The 18,627-nt window shown below is 66.4% G+C and carries 15 protein-coding genes; all 15 read right to left on the bottom strand.

Annotation, left to right across the window (positions count from 1 at the left end; translation table 11 throughout):
• Positions 1 to 14 precede the first annotated feature (14 nt).
• The gene (locus LK539_RS19875) at positions 15 to 854 is read right to left on the bottom strand and encodes a hypothetical protein (RefSeq protein ID WP_227802793.1); all 840 of its coding nucleotides are present in this window, start codon (positions 852 to 854) and stop codon (positions 15 to 17) included.
• Between the two features lie 8 nt (positions 855 to 862).
• Positions 863 to 2,842: a type VI secretion system Vgr family protein gene (locus LK539_RS19870; protein WP_227802792.1), complete on the bottom strand. Its 1,980-nt coding sequence runs from the start codon at positions 2,840 to 2,842 to the stop codon at positions 863 to 865.
• 15 nt (positions 2,843 to 2,857) lie between these two features.
• Positions 2,858 to 3,247: a DUF4280 domain-containing protein gene (locus LK539_RS19865; RefSeq protein WP_227802791.1), complete on the bottom strand. Its 390-nt coding sequence runs from the start codon at positions 3,245 to 3,247 to the stop codon at positions 2,858 to 2,860.
• 9 nt (positions 3,248 to 3,256) lie between these two features.
• A complete protein-coding gene (locus tag LK539_RS19860; RefSeq protein ID WP_227802790.1) occupies positions 3,257 to 3,832 on the bottom strand; it encodes a hypothetical protein in 576 nt (191 codons plus the stop codon).
• 35 nt (positions 3,833 to 3,867) lie between these two features.
• Positions 3,868 to 6,573, bottom strand: a complete 2,706-nt coding sequence (tssH, locus tag LK539_RS19855) for a type VI secretion system ATPase TssH (protein WP_227802789.1) — start codon at positions 6,571 to 6,573, stop codon at positions 3,868 to 3,870.
• A 20-nt stretch (positions 6,574 to 6,593) separates the two neighbouring features.
• Positions 6,594 to 7,601, bottom strand: a complete 1,008-nt coding sequence (tssG, locus tag LK539_RS19850; protein ID WP_227802788.1) for a type VI secretion system baseplate subunit TssG — start codon at positions 7,599 to 7,601, stop codon at positions 6,594 to 6,596.
• Positions 7,586 to 9,475 carry a type VI secretion system baseplate subunit TssF gene (gene tssF / locus LK539_RS19845; protein ID WP_227802787.1) on the bottom strand — a complete coding sequence of 630 codons (1,890 nt, stop codon included), beginning with the start codon at positions 9,473 to 9,475 and terminating at the stop codon, positions 7,586 to 7,588. The genes tssG and tssF overlap by 16 nt, the downstream gene beginning before the upstream one ends.
• Positions 9,472 to 9,984, bottom strand: coding sequence for a type VI secretion system baseplate subunit TssE (tssE, locus tag LK539_RS19840; RefSeq protein ID WP_227802786.1), 513 nt, complete (start codon positions 9,982 to 9,984; stop codon positions 9,472 to 9,474). The genes tssF and tssE overlap by 4 nt, the downstream gene beginning before the upstream one ends.
• Positions 9,977 to 10,762, bottom strand: coding sequence for a type VI secretion system accessory protein TagJ (locus LK539_RS19835; protein ID WP_227802785.1), 786 nt, complete (start codon positions 10,760 to 10,762; stop codon positions 9,977 to 9,979). Before LK539_RS19835 ends, tssE begins: the two co-directional genes overlap by 8 nt.
• A 65-nt stretch (positions 10,763 to 10,827) precedes the next feature.
• A complete protein-coding gene (locus tag LK539_RS19830; protein WP_227802784.1) occupies positions 10,828 to 11,337 on the bottom strand; it encodes a type VI secretion system tube protein Hcp in 510 nt (169 codons plus the stop codon).
• An 89-nt stretch (positions 11,338 to 11,426) separates the two neighbouring features.
• Positions 11,427 to 12,914, bottom strand: coding sequence for a type VI secretion system contractile sheath large subunit (gene tssC, locus LK539_RS19825; protein WP_227802783.1), 1,488 nt, complete (start codon positions 12,912 to 12,914; stop codon positions 11,427 to 11,429).
• An 11-nt stretch (positions 12,915 to 12,925) separates the two neighbouring features.
• Positions 12,926 to 13,450: a type VI secretion system contractile sheath small subunit gene (gene tssB, locus LK539_RS19820; protein WP_227802782.1), complete on the bottom strand. Its 525-nt coding sequence runs from the start codon at positions 13,448 to 13,450 to the stop codon at positions 12,926 to 12,928.
• A gap of 69 nt (positions 13,451 to 13,519) precedes the next feature.
• Positions 13,520 to 14,563: a type VI secretion system protein TssA gene (gene tssA / locus LK539_RS19815; RefSeq protein WP_227802781.1), complete on the bottom strand. Its 1,044-nt coding sequence runs from the start codon at positions 14,561 to 14,563 to the stop codon at positions 13,520 to 13,522.
• Positions 14,564 to 15,113: 550 nt separating this feature from the next.
• Positions 15,114 to 17,006 (bottom strand): glycoside hydrolase family 2 protein, encoded by a 1,893-nt coding sequence (locus LK539_RS19810; RefSeq protein WP_227802780.1) that lies wholly within the window; start codon positions 17,004 to 17,006, stop codon positions 15,114 to 15,116.
• Between the two features lie 97 nt (positions 17,007 to 17,103).
• Complete coding sequence (locus tag LK539_RS19805) at positions 17,104 to 18,597, bottom strand: PLP-dependent aminotransferase family protein (RefSeq protein ID WP_227802779.1); 1,494 nt, start codon at positions 18,595 to 18,597, stop codon at positions 17,104 to 17,106.
• Positions 18,598 to 18,627: the final 30 nt, after the last annotated feature.

Here is an 18,627-nt window from a genome sequence, read left to right as displayed (position 1 = left end):
TGGTCACCGCGGCCTCAGAACAGGCTGCCGGCGGAAGCCGGTCGGGCCGGCGGGTAAAGTACGGCGCGCCAGGCCGGCTGCTGGCCGACGGCCCGCTCGAGCTCCTTGCGGAAGGCGGGATCGGCCAGGCGTGGGCGCAGGCGCGCGACAAAGGGTTTGACCCCGGGCAGCCGGGCCGTCAGCCAGGGTTCGACGTCGGCAAAATCAGCCTCGCGCTCCTTCACGGGGGCTACCTTGCCGGCGTTCGCCAGGTTCGGCACGCGCGCCAGGCGGTCGCGGAAGGACGGCGGCATCGCGCTGATGAAGGGGCGCGGCGGCCTGCCCGCCACCGGCTGGGGCTTGGCCGGGTCGACTTCGGCGTACTGTTCGGCCGACAGTTTGAGCGGCGCGCCGGCGCGTCCCTTGTCCACCCTGGCGGCCTGCTGGGCGCCATCCTCGGCAAACACGGCGTCCCTTCCCTCCCCGCCGCTCTTGACGATGGCCGAGCCATTCTCGAACCCGAGTTGCAGGCCCGGGGTGACGAGCTTGCCGTTCTTCGCCATCAGCTTGGCCCATCCCTCCAGCAAGGCCACATCGAGGGCCTTGCCGCTGGTGGGCAGGTCCTGCAGCAGCACGCGGGTCTGCGGACCGAGCGCCAGGATGGCGTCCGCACCGGCCTCGACCTGGGCGCCGGCCGCGCCGGTTTCCAGGATGTCGTCCTTCTGCACGGCGATCCCGGCCGGCGCCTTGTAGACGGTGGCGCCGCGGATCAGGCGCAGCGGTTGCTCGGCCAGGGTCAATACGGCACGCGCCGGCGCCTGGGCCTGGACAGGCGCATGGATCAGCAGACCGGCGAGGAAGAAAAGGATGCGCATGCTTGGCCTCAGTTGATCTTCACCAGCGCGCCTTCGATCGTCACGATGGCGTCCGACTTGACCGACATCGGCGCCGTCGACTTCACGTTCAGCATGGCGCCGGCCTTGATGTCCATGTTGGCGGTGGACTCGATCGCGATCTGGGTCGCCGTCATGGTGATCTTGGCCGGTTCGATCTTGATGCTGCTCGAGCCCACCTTCAGCTCGATCGAGGTGGTCGCCTCGACCACGATGGTCTTCGACACCGTGACCTTCTGGTCGCCGGTAATGTTTACGGTCTGGTTGTTGTCGATGGTGAGCTTGTGGTCATTGGCCACGTGTTCGGTCAGGTCGTGGCCCACATCCAGGCTGCGGTCGTTCTTGATCTGGATGGTCTGGTCGCCCTTGTCCGCCTTCTCGAAGCCCACCTTCAGGGTGTCGTTGTTCTTGACCACGCGGTTGAAGTCCTTTTCCGCCTGGACGAAGATCTCTTCGCTGTCCTTCTTGTCCTCGAAGCGGATCTCGTTGAATCCCCCTCCTCCCTTCGAGGAATTCGATTTGATGGTGGACTTGGTCTGCTCGGCCGGCAGCTCGTAGGGCGGCATGCTGTCGCCGTTGTAGACGCATCCGGTAATCAGGGGCTGGTCCGGATCGCCCTCCAGGAAGCTGACCACGACTTCCATGCCGATGCGCGGAATGAACATCGTGCCCCAGGACTTGCCGGCCCAGCCCTGCTGCACGCGCACCCAGCACGAGCTGGTCTCGTTGGCCTTGCCGTCGCGCTCCCAGTGGAACTGCACCTTGACCCGGCCATACTTGTCGGTCCAGATCTCCTCGCCGGCTTTACCGACCACCATGGCCGTCTGCGGCCCCTGCACGAAGGGCTTGCGCGCGGTGGGCGGCGCGCGGTAGCTGTGCTCCTTGCCCACCGCCTGGAAGGCGCAGCGGAACTGGGTGCTGGTGTTGGCGCCGTCGGTGCCGTAGCCGATGCCGGCAATCTCGGTCTCGGCGGCCGTGATCAGGAACTCGCGGTTCTGGTCGTCGCGCGGGTGCTCCGACAGGGTGAACAGCGCCCCGGTCGTCAAGCCGCGTGCATTGCCGAAGGCCTCGACCTGCTCGCACTGGCCGTGCAGCGCCTCCATGCGTGCGCGGGCGAAGCCGCTGCCTGCGCCGCTGGTCGTGTACTGACCGGGATAGTCGTACTGCTCGTAGCTGGCCTGGCCAAAGGCGGCGGCGATGGTCGCCTTGACCAGCAAGCCGCCCCCGGTGCTGCTCGATGCCTTTTCGAAATCGAAGTCATTGAGCGCATACACGCTCGACTGGATCTCGCCGCCGGGCGCGAAACGGGTCACCGCTTCCTCGAGCGGGTCGCGGTGCGTTTCCTCGTCGCGGAACCGGACCGTGGCATAGCCCTCGCTGGGTGTGTGCGCGCCGTAGCTGTCCGCCAGCACCATGGTATGGGCGCCGTCCTGGTGGGTGAAGTAGAAGTAGATGCCCTCTTCTTCCAGCAGGCGGCAGACGAAGTTGAAGTCGCTCTCGCGGTACTGCACGCAGTAGGTGCGCGCGGCCGGGGTGGCGGACAAGCTGCCGGCGTCGAGCGAGATCAGCCCGCCGTAGGCGGTGTCGCCACATACCGCCTTGACGATGTCGATCGCACTCTTGTCCTGGAAGATGCGGCAGTTGGAGGAACGCGTGAGCAGCCACAGCGCCGGGTGCAGCACCGCCTCGTAGCTGGCCTTGCCGTCGCGCCAGCCGCGGTAGGCAAAACGCGTGACGATGCCGTTGAAGTAGCGCGAACCGCCATCCGGCAGGTCGAGCACCACCGTCATGCTGGTCCCGAGCACGTCGGCGATCTTGATGTCGCCCTTCGTCGACAGCAGATCGAGGCGGTAGGTATAGATCCGTCCCAGCGCTTCGCTGCAGGTCATGCTCCGGAACAGGAGCACGTCGTCGGCGAGCGCCGACTTGACGGAGACTTCACGCTGGGCCTGGGTAGGGACAATCGGCATTCTTCAGATACTCGTTCAGGGAATCATGGTCTTGACGGTGCCGGCATTGGTGAAGCCGATCATGCCGCCCCAGTTGCACATGCACTTGGAGACGTTGTCGAGGGCCGGCATGTTGGCGATCATGACCGTCGGGGCACCGGGCACCCAGGGCGCCGGCGTCACAGGCACGCAAGGCATTGGCGTGAGCACGCCCAGCGCCGCCGCGGTGGCCGCGGCGACGGTCGGGTTGGACGGCGAGTTGCACATCCCGAAGGGCAGGATGTTCACCATCGGGATGTGGTCCATGATGTTGGCGGCGGGCGGGCCCTCGCACAGCACCTTGTTCTTCGGGAGCACCACCACCGAAGACGGCGCCACCCCGAAGGTGCAGGTCATCATCGCGCCCATGGAAACCTGGTTTGGCATGTCTCTGTCTTAGTCGAACAGCCCGCGCATGTCGAAGGTCGGATCGAGCAGGCCCTTGACGCCGGCAATGAAGCCGTCTGGATAGCAGCTGTAGATGAACAGCGAATGCCCGGCAATCCAGAAATTGATAGAGCCGGTTTCGACCAGGCGCGGCGTCGTCGACCCGGCTTCATAGCCATAGTAGACATCGTCCAGCGGAATACGCTTCAGCCAGACCGGGTTGGCCGGGCTTGGGCCGCCGCCCAGGAATGACGCGATACCCGGCTGGGCTTGCGGCGAATTGATCATCTCGGTGGCTGCGGCGATGGCGGTACGGCGGTCCTGCCACTGCGACTTGATCGCACTGGCCATCGTGGCGCTTGCCTTGATTTTCGGATCGAGCGCGCCCTGGCCGAAGGTGGCCACGTGCGAGAACGTATGGCCAGTGCCTTTCTTGTACGGGCTGCTGCCCTGCGTCTGCACTGTGCGCGACGGCCCCAGGTCGCTGGCTGTAAAGCCGTTCAGGCCGCCCACCTTGATGGTGGCCAGCTGCTGTCCATTGGCACGCGCAATGGCGGCGGCCACGTCTGCTTGTGTGTAAGGCATGATTATCGTCCTCGTTGTACGTTGAAAAAAGAGTGTCAATCAAAACGGTATGCGAACTCGCTGCCCTCGACGCCGACCTTGACGCCGCCGACCGGCTGGCCCCCAATCATGCGGTTCAGGAATTCGCGCGAGATATCCGGCAGCATCGTGTTGGTCAGGATCGCGTCGATCATGCGGCCACCCGATTCGCTCTCGGTACAGCGCGACACCACCAGCTTCACCACGTCGTCGCCGTACTCGAACGGGATCTTGTAGCGCGCCTCGACCCGCTTCTTGATGCGATTGAGCTGCAGCCTGACGATCGAACCGAGCATCTCGTCCGACAGCGGGTAGTAGGGAATTGTCACCAGGCGCCCCAGCAGCGCCGGCGGGAACACCTTCAGCAGCGGCGCACGCAGGGCCTTGGCCATGCCTTCCGGGTCGGGCATCAGGTCCGGGTCCTTGCACAGGCCGGCGATCAGGTCGGTACCGGCATTGGTGGTCAGGATGATCAGGGTGTTCTTGAAGTCGATGAAGCGCCCTTCGCCGTCTTCCATGAAGCCCTTGTCGAAGACCTGGAAGAACATCTCGTGCACGTCCGGATGGGCCTTTTCCACTTCGTCCAGCAGCACCACCGAATAGGGCTTGCGGCGCACCGCTTCGGTCAGCACCCCGCCCTCGCCATAGCCGACGTAGCCCGGCGGCGCGCCCTTCAGGGTCGACACCGTGTGCGCTTCCTGGAACTCGCTCATGTTGATGGTGATGAGGTTCTGCTCGCCGCCGTACAGGGCTTCGGCCAGGGCCAGCGCGGTCTCGGTCTTGCCCACGCCCGAGGTACCGGCCAGCATGAACACGCCGATCGGTTTGCTCGGGTTGTCCAGTCCCGCACGCGAAGTCTGGATGCGCTTGGCGATCATCTCCATCGCGTGGTCCTGGCCAATCACGCGCTGGCTCAAGGTGTTGGCGATGTTCAGGATGGTTTCCATCTCGTTGCGCGCCATGCGGCCCACCGGGATACCGGTCCAGTCGCCCACCACCGCCGCCACCGCCTGGTAGTCGACGGTCGGCAGGATCAGGGGGTTCTCGCCCTGCAGCGCGCTCAGTGTGGCCTGCACGCTCTTCAATTGCTCCTTCAGGGCGGCGCGCTCGTTCTCGGCCGTCACCGGGGCCGTGTCAGCCGACGCTTCCAGCTTGCTGCCCGTGCCCTCCACTGGTCGCGCACCGTCGCGCAGCTTCGCACGCAAGCCCAGCAGCTCGTCGACCAGGGCGCGCTCTTCGTTCCAGCGCCCCTCCAGGCCGGCCAGGCGGTCCTGCTCGGACACCAGCGCGGTCTCGACATCGCGCATGCGCGCTCCGGTCTCGATGCCGATCGCGCCTTCGCGCCGGATGATCTCCATCTCCACCTTCAGCGCCTCGATGCGCTTGCGGCTGTCGTCGACCTCGGCCGGGGTCGCGTGCAGGCTGACAGCCACGCGCGCGCAGGCGGTGTCGATCAGGCTGACCGACTTGTCCGGCAGCTGGCGCGCCGGGATGTACCGGTGCGACAGCTTGACGGCCGCTTCCAGCGCTTCGTCCAGGATCTGCACCTGGTGGTGCTTTTCCATGGTCGAGGCCACGCCGCGCATCATCAGGATCGCGCGCTCTTCGCTCGGCTCGTCCACCTGGATGCTCTGGAAGCGCCGGGTCAGGGCCGGATCCTTCTCGATGTGCTTCTTGTACTCGGCAAAGGTGGTGGCGCCGATGGTGCGCAATGTGCCGCGCGCCAGAGCGGGTTTCAGGAGGTTGGCGGCGTCGCCGGTGCCGGCCGCGCCGCCGGCGCCGACCAGGGTGTGGGTTTCGTCGATGAACAGGATGATCGGCTGCTGGCTGGCCTGCACCTCGTCGATCACCGAACGCAGGCGCTGCTCGAATTCGCCCTTCATGCTGGCGCCGGCCTGCAGCAGGCCGACGTCGAGGGTCAGCAGCTTGACGTCCTTGAGCGAGGGCGGCACGTCGCCGCGCGCGATGCGCTGGGCGAAGCCCTCGACCACGGCGGTCTTGCCGACGCCGGCCTCGCCGATCATGATCGGGTTGTTCTGGCGCCGGCGCATCAGGATGTCGACCATCTGGCGGATCTCGTCATCACGGCCGACGATCGGGTCCATCTTGCCGGACCTGGCCTGCTTGGTCAGGTCGACCGTGAACTTCTTCAGTGCTTCCTGCTTGCCCATCTGCGCGGGGGCGATGGCGCCCGATTCTTCGCCCGGGGCGGCAGCCTGGAAGCCGTCGCTGGCCGCCAGCTTCGCTTCCGGCGAATCCTTCAGCAGGGTGGCAAAGCGGTCCGACAAATCATCCGGCTTGATGCGCTCGAACTGGCGGCTGATCGCGTACAGGGCGTTGCGCAGGTTGGTCGTCTTCAGCATGCCGAACACCAGGTGCCCGCTGCGCACCTGGGATTCGCCGAACAGCAGGGTGCCGAACACCCAGGCCCGCTCCACCGTCTCTTCCAGCTGGCTAGAGAGGTCGGTGACCGAGGTCGCGCCGCGCGGCAGGCGGTCCAGCGCCGCGGTCAGGTCGCGCGCCAGCACCGCGCCATCGAGCTCATAGTGGCGGATGATGCGGTGCAGGTCGGAATCCTGCAGCTGCAGGATCTGGTGCACCCAGTGGACCATCTCCACGTAAGGATTGCCGCGCAGCTTGCAGAACACGGTGCTGCTCTCGATCGCGCGGTAGCACAGGGAGTTCAGCTTTCCAAAGAGGGCAACACGACTGATTTCGGCCATGATCGGTTCTTTCGCGTGGTTCAGCCTGCGAAGGCTGTCGGGTTGATCAAGAGTTGATTCGCGTCGCGCCCGGCGGGGCCGCTGGCGAGGAAAGTGGTCCAGCCCAGGCGCCGGGAACCCAGCGCGAGGCGCGGCACCTGTTGCTGCTTGAGGATCAGGCGCACATCCCAGTCCAGTACCAGGCCGGCGTAGTTGCGCACCCAGGCCAGCAGGCGGTCCATGCTGTCGCCACCGGGCAGCATGCGCCCGTAGTCCTCGTAGTCGAGCGGGCCGATTACGAGGCGGAACTTGTGCTGGCAATCCCACACCGTGCGTCCCAGGACGGCGGAAGTGCCGAGCCGGTTGCCGCGCTCCTGCATGCCGATCCGGGTCTGGCCGTCCAGCGGGATCTTCATCCAGTGGCCGACAAACTGCTCGATCGTGACCGGCAGCTTGAAGTAGGCGCGCAGGATGCTCACCAGGCCCGCCGCCGGGCGGCGCTGGTTGGCCATCAGGCCGGCGAAATGCAGCTTGGCGAAGTCGCCGATCTCGTCGCGCCCGCGCAGCGCCGGACTGCCGATGCCGAACAGGCTGCCGACGTAGTCGCCGAAGCGGTCCGCTTCCTGGCGGTCGAGGCTGATGGCCGGCTCGGCGCTGGAGCGCGCGCGGTAGTGCAGCGAGACGATGCGGTGGTGGAAGACGTCGAGGAATGCGGCCAGCGTGCCGTCGCCCTGGTTGCGGGCACGCTCGCGCGCGTACTCGGTCAGGTGCAAGGGCATGGGGCCGTTTGGCCCCAGCAGGCCGATGAAGTTCACCGCCAGCCGTGCACGCGCCTCGCTGCTCCCCGGCGTAAAGCCGCGCACCGCGGTCGGTTCGAAAGCCAGCGAGGGCTCCTGGCCGAAGCGCACCGCATCGTCGCGCGCGCGCAGCGAGGCGCCGATGCGCGGCTTGCCGGGGTGGGCATTCTCGAGCAGACGCAGGATCTGGAAGAAGTCCATGCGCTCGGCCTTCTCGACCAGCTCGCGCTCGAGTGCTAGACGATCGCGCATGCCCCTCCCCTCGCCGGCCAGCGCATGATCTCGCCGCGGCCGACGGTGCGGATCACGGTTTCGGTGAATGCGTTGATCGACACGTATTGCGCGAAGAAGTGGCTCAGCACTCCTCCCAGCACGAAGGCGCCGGCGCCCTCGAACGCGGCATCGTCCATGGTGACGGTGATTTCCAGGCCGCGTCCGAAGGTGATCGGGCCTGGCGTGGGCATGCGCCGCGTGACCGCTTTCGCCGCGATCGAGCGCACACCCTCGACCTGGCGCTGGCTGCTCGCATCGAGCGGGTGGCAATACAGCGCCAGCAGTTCGCGCAGCGCGTGCGCACCCTCGTCCGGATCGTTATCGACCAGCGACAGGTAGTTCAGCGAGAGCTGGTTGATCAGGCGCCAGGCCATTGGCCCTTCGGCAAACGAAGGCAGCGGCTGGCTGGGGCCGCCCAGCACCCGGATCGACTGCAGCGGGCCGCCGGCATCGAGGATGAAATCGGTCTTGCCGACACCGAGCGGCATCGACAGCGGCAGGTCGCGGTTAGTGCACCAGACAAGCAGGCCAAGCTGGCGCAGGCTGTGGCGGTACGGCGCCTCGCTCGCATCGACGATGGCGATGAAGGTCTCGCTGCCGAGGTAGGACGAGCGCGGGCCGCGCGCGCGCTGGCGCTGCGACACCACGCGCGGTTCACGCCGCAGCTGGAAGAACGCCTGCTCCGGCGTCGACGACTGCAGGTCGCGCGCGCTGTACAGCGGGTGGAAGCTTTGCTCGGCATCGGCGCCGCTGCCGTAGCCGGTCACGCTCTCGACCCCGTGCACCTCGAAGTCCATTGGGCGGGTGCGGTCGACCAGCACGTGGTACTCGTACTGCTCGCCCGACAGGTTGATGCGGTCGGCGCGGCGCTGGAACAGGTTCACCACCGGGGTGCAGTTCAGCGCGAAGTGGCTGGCGTCCAGGGTCTGCTCGAGGCGCGCGTCGCCGCGGTTGAGCAGGACGATGACTTCCAGCTCGCGCTCGGCGCAGGCGCGCACTGCGGCGCCCAAGCCGCTCACCTCGACGAACATGAAGCGCTGGGCAAACGCGAAATACTCCTGCAGCAGGCGATAGCCCTGGAAGCTGCGCTGGCCACTCGGCAGCAGCGCATCGTCTTCATGGAAGCCGCGCGGCTGCAGCGCCGTCTTCGGCAGCAGGCGGTGCCAGCCGGGATGCGCGTCCCCTGCCGGGCGTGGCAGCACCAGCACGCCCTCGACGCTGCCGAGCAGCTTCTCCAGGATGCGTCCCGGCAGGTCGTCGGCGCCACGCAGGTGCAGGTTCAGGCGGTCCAGCCCCAGGGTATGGAAAGGCGCGCAGTTGGTGGTGCGCAGGCGCAGGCGCAGGCCGGTCTTGACGCCGGGCGGCAGGCTGGCTTCGACGCCGGCGATGCTGCCGCCATGGGTGAAGAAGCGCGCTTCCACCAGTTCCACCGGCCACAGCGTCACGTCGTGGGCGCTGCGGTATTCGCAGGCGGTGACGTCGTCCTTGCCCAGTACGCTGCGCAGGCTGCTCCCGCGCGGGATTTCGTAGCCGGCATTCAGGGCCGGGTTGCCGAGGTCGGGCTGCAGCTGCACGATCGCCATCGAGGGCGTCGGCGCCAGCAGGTGCGGGTAGACGATCTCGGACAGGTGCTGGGTAAAGCGCGGGAACTCGGCGTCGATCTTCATCTGCACCCGCGCGGTGAGGAAGGCAAAGCCTTCCAGCAGGCGCTCGACGTAGGGGTCGGCGCAGTCGAAGCCTTCCAGCCCCAGGCGGCCCGCGATCTTCGGGTACTGGGCGGCGAACTCGCCCCCGACCTCACGCAGGTGCTGCAGTTCCTGGCTGTAGTAGCGCAGCAGGCGCGGGTTGGTCATGGCCGCCTGCCTGCCGATTCGGACAGGCTGATATGGGCCTGGTCCAGGTCGAGTTCGGTCTTAATGTAGAGCCGTTCCGGATACGGCTGGGCCCACATGTCGGCTTCGATCTCGAAGGTGATCTTGGTGATGCTGTCGGACTTGGCGGCCTTGACCTGCACCGAGGAGCGGATCAGGCGCGGCTCGAAGTCCCAGATCGCCTGGCGGATCGCCCGTTCCAGGTCGGTCGTGTTCATGCCGGCGAGCGAAGCGCCGGAGATGTCGGGCATGCCGTAATTGACGACGGAATTGGCCAGGTGCGGCAGGCGCTGCGTTTGCAGATGCGCGGTCACCGAGAACAGGTTGGTGGTGTTGAGCAGCCACGCCAGGTCGCGCAGCACGCCCTCGCGCAGGCTGCGCATCGACATGATGCGGCGCTCGCGCGCTTCGACCTGCTGTTCCGGCTCCTCGTCGGTCAGCCGGTCCAGCAGCGAAGGCTGCAGGCGTTCGCGCGGCGCCAGTTCAGCCATGGGATTCCACTGGGTCGAACTCCAGCTTGCGCACGTCCATCAGGGCGTAGTCGGCGCGGTCGCTGGCAAACATGCGCTGGCCCAGGCCGCGCCCATCCTGCCATTCGGTGCGGCGCGCCAGCTTGAGGGCGTCGCTTTCAAGGTCGGTGCTGCCCTCGTAGCGGGTCGGGATCAGGCCGACGGCCTGGGCCTCGTTGGTCCAGGTGAAGGTGGCGGCGGTCCAGACGGTGTCGCGCAGATCGCTCGGCGGGTCGATTTCGATGCGGGCGATGCGGCTGAAGGGAATCCAGAAATAGCGGCCGTTGACCACGGCTTCCAGCACCGGGCCCAGGCGCTCGTCGGCATCCATCAGCCATGCGAAGCGTTCGCCATCGACGCTGCCGCTGGACGCCGGCGCCTGTTCGAGGGCTTGTTCGCGTAGTGCGCCGGCACGCACCGGGTCGGTGGCGTCGAGCCGCAGCGCTTCGACCAGGGGCCCGAGCCAGTCCTGCGGTTCGCCGAAGATCAGGGGCGCGCGGCGGCCGGCAAAGATCTCGGTGCGCAGCGCTTCGCACTGGATCGCCTCGCGGTAGGTCTGCACCATCGGCAAGGCCTCGGCATCGAGTTCGCCCACCACGTTCAGCTGGGTCAGGGCGCGGCTCCATTGCCCCATAACGGATAGCAGCTGGAACAGGAAGATGCGATGCTTCGCGTTCGACGGTTCGCTGCGGACCTGGGCCTGCAGTGCGGCGAGCGCCTCGGCCGGTTTGCCTTCCTTGATCAACGCTTGCGCTTGCATGGCATATCCCTGAGCTGGAAAAAGACGACAACGGCGGCCCGTACGGGCCGCCGGACCTGCGTGCCTTAGGCGACGTCCTGGGCCGTGCCGGCCACGTTGCCGGCGATGTCCCAGGCGAATGGCTTGACCGCCTCCAGGCCACCCTCCGACTTCTGCGGCTTGTAGCCGAAGGTGACCTTGGCGAAGTTCAGGGTGACGTTTTCGGTCAGGCGGTCTTCGCCGCCGCTGCCGCCGGTCGAGAGCGAGGTCACCATGACTTCTTCCATGATGATGTGCATGTAGTCCTGCTGCCCTTCGCCGGACTTGCGCACCAGCAGCTGCACCTTCGGAATGTGGGTGCCTTTCGCCAGGGCGGTCATGATCGCGTTGCTCGACGCGTCGACGTATTTGGTGAAGCTCACGTCCTGGAAGTTGGCCTTGCCGGCGCCGCCGCCACCGCCCATGTGAGTGGTGCCGGACTGCGACATGCCCCAGCTCCAGGCCAGGACGTCGATGTCGCCCTTCGCGCCGCGCACGGAGTCGGCCGATTCGCCCTTGATGGTTTCGCCCATGTTGATGAACATATCTAATGCCATTGCATCTCTCCCTAGTTTGCCGGACGTACCGGCGATGTGAGTGAACGGGCAAGCTGGCTTGCCCGCGCGTTGCTACATGAATTGGTAAATCAGCCTTTGGCCGATGGCAGCTTCGACACCAGGCGCAGGGACACCGTCAGGCCTTCCAGCTGGTAGTGCGGGCGCAGGAAGAACTTGGAGCTGTAGTAGCCCGGGTTGCCCTCGACTTCCTCGACCACCACTTCGGCGGCGGCCAGCGGCTTGCGCGCCTTGGTGCTTTCGCTCGAGTTGGTCGGGTCGCCGTCGACGTACTTGATGATCCAGGACTGCAGCCAGCGCTGCATGTCGGCGCGCTCCTTGAAGGAGCCGACCTTGTCGCGCACGATGCACTTCAGGTAGTGGGCAAAGCGGCAGGTGGCGAACAGGTAAGGCAGGCGCGCGGCCAGGTTGGCGTTGGCGGTGGCGTCCGGATCGTCGTACTCGGCCGGCTTGTGCATCGACTGGGCGCCGATGAAGGCGGCGAAGTCGGTGTTCTTCTTGTGCACCAGCGGCATGAAGCCGTTGGCCGCCAGTTCCGCTTCGCGCCGGTCGGAGATCGCGATCTCGGTCGGGCACTGCATGGCCACGCCGCCGTCGTCGGTCGGGAAGGCGTGCACCGGCAGGCCTTCGACCGCGCCGCCCGATTCGACGCCGCGGATGCGCGAGCACCAGCCGTATTCCTTGAACGAGCGGTTGATGTTGACTGCCATCGCGTAGGCCGCGTTGGCCCAGGCGTAGTTCTTCGAGCCGGGCGCGCTGGTGTCTTCCTCGAAGTCGAAGGCCTCCACCGGGTCGGTCTTGGCGCCGTAGGGCTGGCGCGCCAGGAAGCGCGGCATGGCCAGGCCGACGTAGCGCGAATCCTCGGACTCGCGGAACGAGCGCCAGGCGGCATGCTCGGGAGTCTGGAAGATCTTGGTCAGGTCGCGCGGGTTGGCCAGCTCGTTCCAGGATTCCATCAGCATCACCGACGGGGCGGCGCCGCTGATCAGGGGCGCGTGGGCGGCGGCCGAGATCTTGGCCATCGAGGTCAGGAGCTCGACGTCCGGGGCGCTGTTGTCGAAGTAGTAGTCGGCCACGATCGAGCCGAAGGGCTCGCCGCCGAACTGGCCGTACTCTTCCTCGTACATCTTCTTGAACAGCGGGCTCTGGTCCCAGGCCGTGCCCTTGAACTTCTTGAGCGACTTGGCCAGGTCGTTCTTCGAGATGTTCATCACGCGGATCTTGAGCATCTCGTCGGTTTCGGTGTTGTTCACCAGGTAGTGCAGGCCGCGCCACGCGCCTTCCAGCTTCTGGAACTCGTCGGCGTGCATGATCAGGTTGATCTGCTCGGTGAGCTTCCTGTCGAGCGCGGCGATCAGGCTCTGGATGGTGGCCAGCACGTCGCCGGAGATCAGGTTGGATCCGCTGAGCGCCTGTTCGGCCAGGGTGCGCACTGCGACTTCGACCGATTCCTTGGCCTTGTCCGACTGTGGCTTAAATTCTTTCTGCAGCAGGGCCCCGAAGTCGCTCATCTCGAGCGTGCCGGACTCCTGCTGTACTTCTGCGAGTGCTTCAGACATCGTCTTCTCCTTTATTGGGCGGCTGCGTCGGCGGATTCGTCGGCGGGCTTCGGCGCCGAGGTCAGCGCCTGCATCAGGGCGGGTTCGGCCAGCAGCTTGCCGATCAGTTCCTCGGCGCCGGTCTTGCCGTCCATGTAGGTCATCAGGTTGGCCAGCTGGCCGCGTGCTTCCAGGAGCTTCCTCAGCGGCTCGACCTTGCGGGCGATCGCGGCCGGGGTGAAGTCGTCCATGCTCTCGAAGGTCAGGTCGACCGCCAGGTTGCCCTCGCCGGTCAGGGTGTTCGGCACCTGCACCGCGACGCGCGGCTTCATGGCCTTGAGGCGCTCGTCGAAGTTGTCGACGTCGATGTCGAGGAACTTGCGGTCGGCGACCGGCGCCAGCGGCTCGGCCGGCTGGCCCGACAGGTCGGACAGCACGCCCATCACGAACGGCAGCTGGACCTTCTTCTCGGCGCCATAGACCTCGACGTCGTATTCGATCTGCACACGCGGCGCACGGTTGCGCGCGATGAACTTCTGGCTACTCTCTTTGCCCACGGTTGACTCCTTCAGGATTGGACTACACGCTTGTTACCTGGACGATCCAGGCAGTGCCGGCATCGCCGCTCAGGCGGCTTCCGGACCGCGCAGGATCTTCAGCTGGTTGACGCTCTCGGGCGCCAGTTCTTCCATGATTTCGAAGAAATTCTTGGGTGCCAGCCGCTTGGCGCGCTCGATCAGCATCGGCACGGGACTGGAGGGTTCGTTGCGCTGGTAGTAGGCCAGGATCTTGTCGAGCATGCGCACGACGTCGGCCCGGCTGTTGATCTCGCCGCTGATGGGGCCGGGTGCGGAGGAAGGCGCAGCGGCGGAGGCGCCGGCCGGCTCCTCGGAAGCGGGGGTGTCGGCCATGGGGTCAAGCTCCTCCGTCTGCGGCAGGTGGGGAGCCAGCACGTCGCGCATGCGGCGCAGCTGGCGCTTCAGGATGCCCATGTCGATCGCATTGGCGGCGCCGACCTGGCGCACCAGCGCGGCCTCCAAGCGTTCCACGCTGTCGTGGGCGCGGGCGACGGCGCCCGCGGCTTCCAGCATGGCTTCAGGGCGCACGTCGCGCAGCGCGGCATCGATCGAGGCCTGGGCAATCGCGGACTGGCCGGCAGGGGGCGGCGTCTCGCCGGACGACACCTCGAGCACCCGCACCGACAGCGGTCCGAGGTTGGGCAGCTGGATGAAGGCGGTGTCCTTCAGGTCGCGGATGATGGACGCGGCGTCCAGCAGCGTGGCGATGGAGTTGAGGCGCAGGGTCGGGTCGTTGTCGTCGTCCGGGTCGAGCTGCGGGTGGACGCTGTCCCAGCGCTCGTCGACCAGGCGCTCGAGCAGCTGGACGCCGTCGGCAAAGCCGGGAATCGCGTGCAGGGCCAGCAGGCTGCGCAGCAGGAGCACGGCGACGCGCAGGTCGCGCGAACGGCCGAGCAGCTCGAAGGCCTGCTTCTTGACCACCTTCCATTCGGGCGGCACGGCCGGGACCAGGGTGGCGCCGTACTGGACTTCGGGCTTGCCCTGGGCGTTCTGCTCGAGCTCGAGGAAGAGCGGGTCGTACTCCAGGTTCGGCCCGCAAGGCATGCCTGTCTCCACTTCCTGGAGCAGGACATCGACGTCGACAATACTCATGATTGCGCGTAGTTCGGTTTTGGATCACGGGGGCGTCACATCGAAGTCTCCTCCGTAGCGCCATCGTGTTTGTATTTATATTTAAGTAAGTATTACTCACAAACTTAGTGAGTATCACTCTTGTTTTTCCGCACTATACGCCAAGTGGCGAGCTCAAGGTTAGTGAAAAAAGATAATTTTTTTTTATCTAAATCAAAGCCAAAGCATTGACTTTTTTACTCCAAATGTTTACTTGAAGTCGATAATGTTCTAAAACTTATAATAATAAGTTATGCATGGATCACGACTGCCAGGGGTAGCGCCGGAGTGCCGGCGCTACCCATTGCGGGTAACGCGCCTACCGTTCGTAGCGCCGCTGGACCGCGTCGTAGTGCTGCTTCAGGGTCCAGAAAGCCTGCTTCTTCTTGCCGTCGTCCGAGACCAACATTGTAGGGTGGGCGAGTTCCCCGCCCACGCGGTGATCGTTGTGATACGAACAGCTGCGCGGGCTGCCGTACTGTGATCTGACCGCGTGGCGTTAGCTCTTAAACGACCAGCATCAGGATGGGTCTTACTTTTCGTAGCGGCGTTGTACCGCGTCGTAGTGCTGTTTCAGGGTCCAGAAGGCCTGCTTTTTCTTGCCGTCGTCCGAGATCAGGCCCTTGCGGTTCCAGAAGTCCTGGAAGTAGGGATGCTGGCGCCGCGGCGAGCGGAAGTCGGCCAGCACCCAGGGCGTCATGCCGCGCAGGCCGGGAATCCCGGACAGCATCTTGAACTGGTTCTGGTACAGGCGGTCCTGGTATTCCTCGCTCCAGCGCGTGTCGGCATCGGCGTGGTAGCCACCGAGGGCGTCAGCGCCGAACTCGGTGACGACCACGGGCTTGTCAAGCCGGATGTCGAAGCGGAAGTCGAGCATCTCGGCATTGCTGGCCCAGTACCAGCCGGCGTACTCGTTGAAGCTGGCCAGGTCGATCAGTTCGGCCAGCGGATCCTCGATCGTGATGTCCCTGCCCTTGCGGTGGATCTCGAGCGCGGCCGCCACCAGGCGGGTGTCGTCGAGCGAGCGCGCAGTGCGCACCAGGCTGCCCATGAAGGCGTTGCGCGGCGCGCTGATCGGGGTCTCGTTCCCGACCGACCACACGATGACGCTGGCGCGGTTCTTGTCACGCACGATCATGTCGCCGAGCTGGGTGGCGGCGTTGTCGAGCGTCGCCGGATTGGTCCACGAGATGGTCCAGTAGACCGGCACTTCGGCCCACACCATCAGGCCCATTTCGTCGGCCAGGCGGGTCATCTCTTCGCTGTGCGGATAGTGGGCAAGGCGCACGAAATTGCAGTTCAGTTCCTTGGCCCATTGCAGCAGCATGCGCATGTCGCCCTGGCCGCGCAGGCGGCCCGGGATCAGGGGATTTTCTTCATGCAGCGAGATCCCGCGCAGGAACACGGACTTGCCGTTCAGGAGGATGTCCTGGCCGCGCGTCTCGATAGTGCGAAAGCCGATGCGGTCTGTCACCAGGTCGCCGCCCGCGGAGAGTTCGACCGCATACAGCTTCGGTTGCTGCGGCGACCAGTAGTCGAGCTTCCCGACCGGCAGGTCGATCGCGGCGCGTCCGTTGGCGTCCAGCTGCACGCTGGCCTTCAACCCTGCTTCCGGAATCGCGAGCTGCACCTGCCCCGCCTTCTTCGCCCCGGCCACCTGCACGAAGCCCTGCAGGCGGCGCGCATTGCCTTTGGCCAGCTGCAGCTTGTAGTCGGCGATGTAGGTGGACGGCAGTTCGGCCAGCAGCACGTCGCGCGTGATGCCGCCGTAGTTCCACCAGTCGGTGTTCACGGTCGGGATCTCGTCCTGGCGGCGCGTGTTGTCGGCCTTGACCACGACCACGTTGCGGCCCTTGGCCAGGCGGCCGGTGACGTCGAACTGGAAGGGCGTGAAGCCGCCCTTGTGCATGCCGAGCTTCTTGCCGTTGAGGTAGACGTGGGCTTCGTAGTTGACCGCGCCGAAGTACAGCACGTAGTGCTTGCCGGGTTTGGGATCGGCCTCGAAGACCTGGCGCAGCCACACCGTGCCTTCGTACAGCTGCAGCTTCTCGGCCTGCGAGTTCCAGTCGCCCGGGACCTTCATGGTCGGGGCGCGGTCGAAGTCGTACTCGACCCAGTCGCCCTTGTCCTTCGGCTTGCGGTCGTCGTAGAAGCCGCCCTTGCCGCTCTTCGATGCGTCGAAGGCCTGGCGCCGGTAGTCGTAGTAGCCGTTCTCGTAGGGGTCGATGATGTAGCTCCAGCGGCCGTTCAGGCTCAGGTGGCTGCGGCCGTGGATGTTCTGCAGCGGCGCCATGAGGGCGCTGTCGCGGGCGGCGGCTGCCGGCTGGCCGGCGAGCTGTACGTCGACTGCCTGGGGTTCATCGGCGGCGGCCTGCCCCGCCCACTGCAGGGCGCAGGCAAGCAGCACTGCAAACAATTGTCTCATCCTCTTCTCCTTTGTTTTGGCAACGTTTCCATCATGGTCTGGAAGATGGTATCGGCAATGGATGAGCAGGTAAAGCGCAGCCTGCGTCGTGCGTGCCTCAGGCCTTCAGCGCCTGCGCCAGTTGTGCGACGCCCGCGCGGATCTGCTGCGGCGTGAAGGCGGAAAAGCCGAGCAGCATCCCGGGCGCGACAGCGCATGCAGGCCCTGCCTGCGGATGGGCGAAGTAGGACAGCGGGCGCACTTCCACGCCCGCCGCGGCGGCGCGGGCGACCGCCTGCGCTTCATCGCCGTGCCCCGTGAAATGCAGGCAAAGGTCGAGGCCCGCATCGCTTGGCCCGCAGGCCAGCATGCCGCCCAGGTGCTGGTCGAGCGCTTCCAGCATCGCCGCGCGCCGTTCGGCATAGGCCTCGCGGGTGCGCCGGATGTGGCGCGCAAAATGGCCTTGCCGGATGAAGTCGGCCAGCACCGCCTGCGGCACGATCGGGCTGTGGCGGTCGACCACGGCCTTGGCCTGGGCCAGTGCCCCGGCCAGCGCGGGCGGCGCCACCACATAGCCCAGGCGCAGGCCGGGGAACAGCACTTTCGAGAAGGTGCCGACATAGATCACGCAGCCGGCCCGGTCCAGGCTTTGCAGGGAAGCCAGCGGCGGGCCGGTATAGCGGTATTCGCTGTCGTAGTCGTCCTCGACGATCCAGGCGCGCTTCGCCTGCGCCCAGCGCAGCAGCTCGAGGCGCCGCGCCAAACTCATGGTCACGCCCAGCGGCAGCTGGTGCGAAGGCGTGGCGAACACCATCGCGGCGTCCGGGTAGCGCGCGGCGGCATGGGCGACGTCCATGCCTTCTTCATCGACCGGCACCAGGCACATGCGCGCGCCCGCGACCTCGAAGGGCGCGGCGGCGCCCTGGTAGCCAGGAGACTCGAGCCACACGCCGTCGCCCGGCGCCAGCAGCAGCTGCGCCAGCAGGTACAGGGCCTGCTGCGAGCCGGTGGTGATGATCACCTGTTCGGGCGTGCAGCGCACCCCGCGCGAGGCGTTCAGGTAAGCGCACAGCAGCTCGCGCAGCGGCGCGTGACCAGCCGCCGCGCCATAACCGAGCGGCAGCGCGCGCCGGCGCCAGTGGTGGGCTTCCAGCTTGCGCCAGGTCTCGAAGGGGAACAGGTCCAGGCCCGGCATGCTGGGCCGGAAGGTGCGCAGCTCCCCCTGGTGGTGGCGCACGCGCGCCATGCTGGTGGCGAGCGCCGCGCCGCGCGCCGGGAGCGGGCGCAGCAGGTCGGGCGCGGCGCCTGCCGCCGTGTGTTCCTGCCGCGCCGCCGGCAGCGCCGCATCGACGAAGGTCCCCTGCCCCACGCCGCCGCGCAGGTAGCCCTCGGCGGTGAGCTGTTCGTAGGCCGCGAGCACGGTCTGGCGCGAGACCTGCAGCTGCTGCGCCAGCTCGCGCGTTGGCGGCAGGCGCGCGCCCGGCGCCAGGCGGCCGTGCAGGATGGCTTCCTTCAGCCGCGCGTAGAGCTGGCGGAACAGGGGGATGGCGGCCGTGCGCTCCAGCGGCGCCGCGGCGATGAGTTCGTGGATCAGCATGATTGGTACGCTCATCTTCGCCCGGATTGGCACTTTGAGCAAGCC

The sequence above is a fragment of the Massilia sp. IC2-476 genome (genome assembly GCF_020707295.1).
In the GTDB taxonomy this organism is placed as follows: Bacteria; Pseudomonadota; Gammaproteobacteria; order Burkholderiales; family Burkholderiaceae_D; genus Telluria.
Note: the sequence above shows the minus strand (reverse complement) of the source record. Positions and strands in the feature narration are given on the sequence as shown.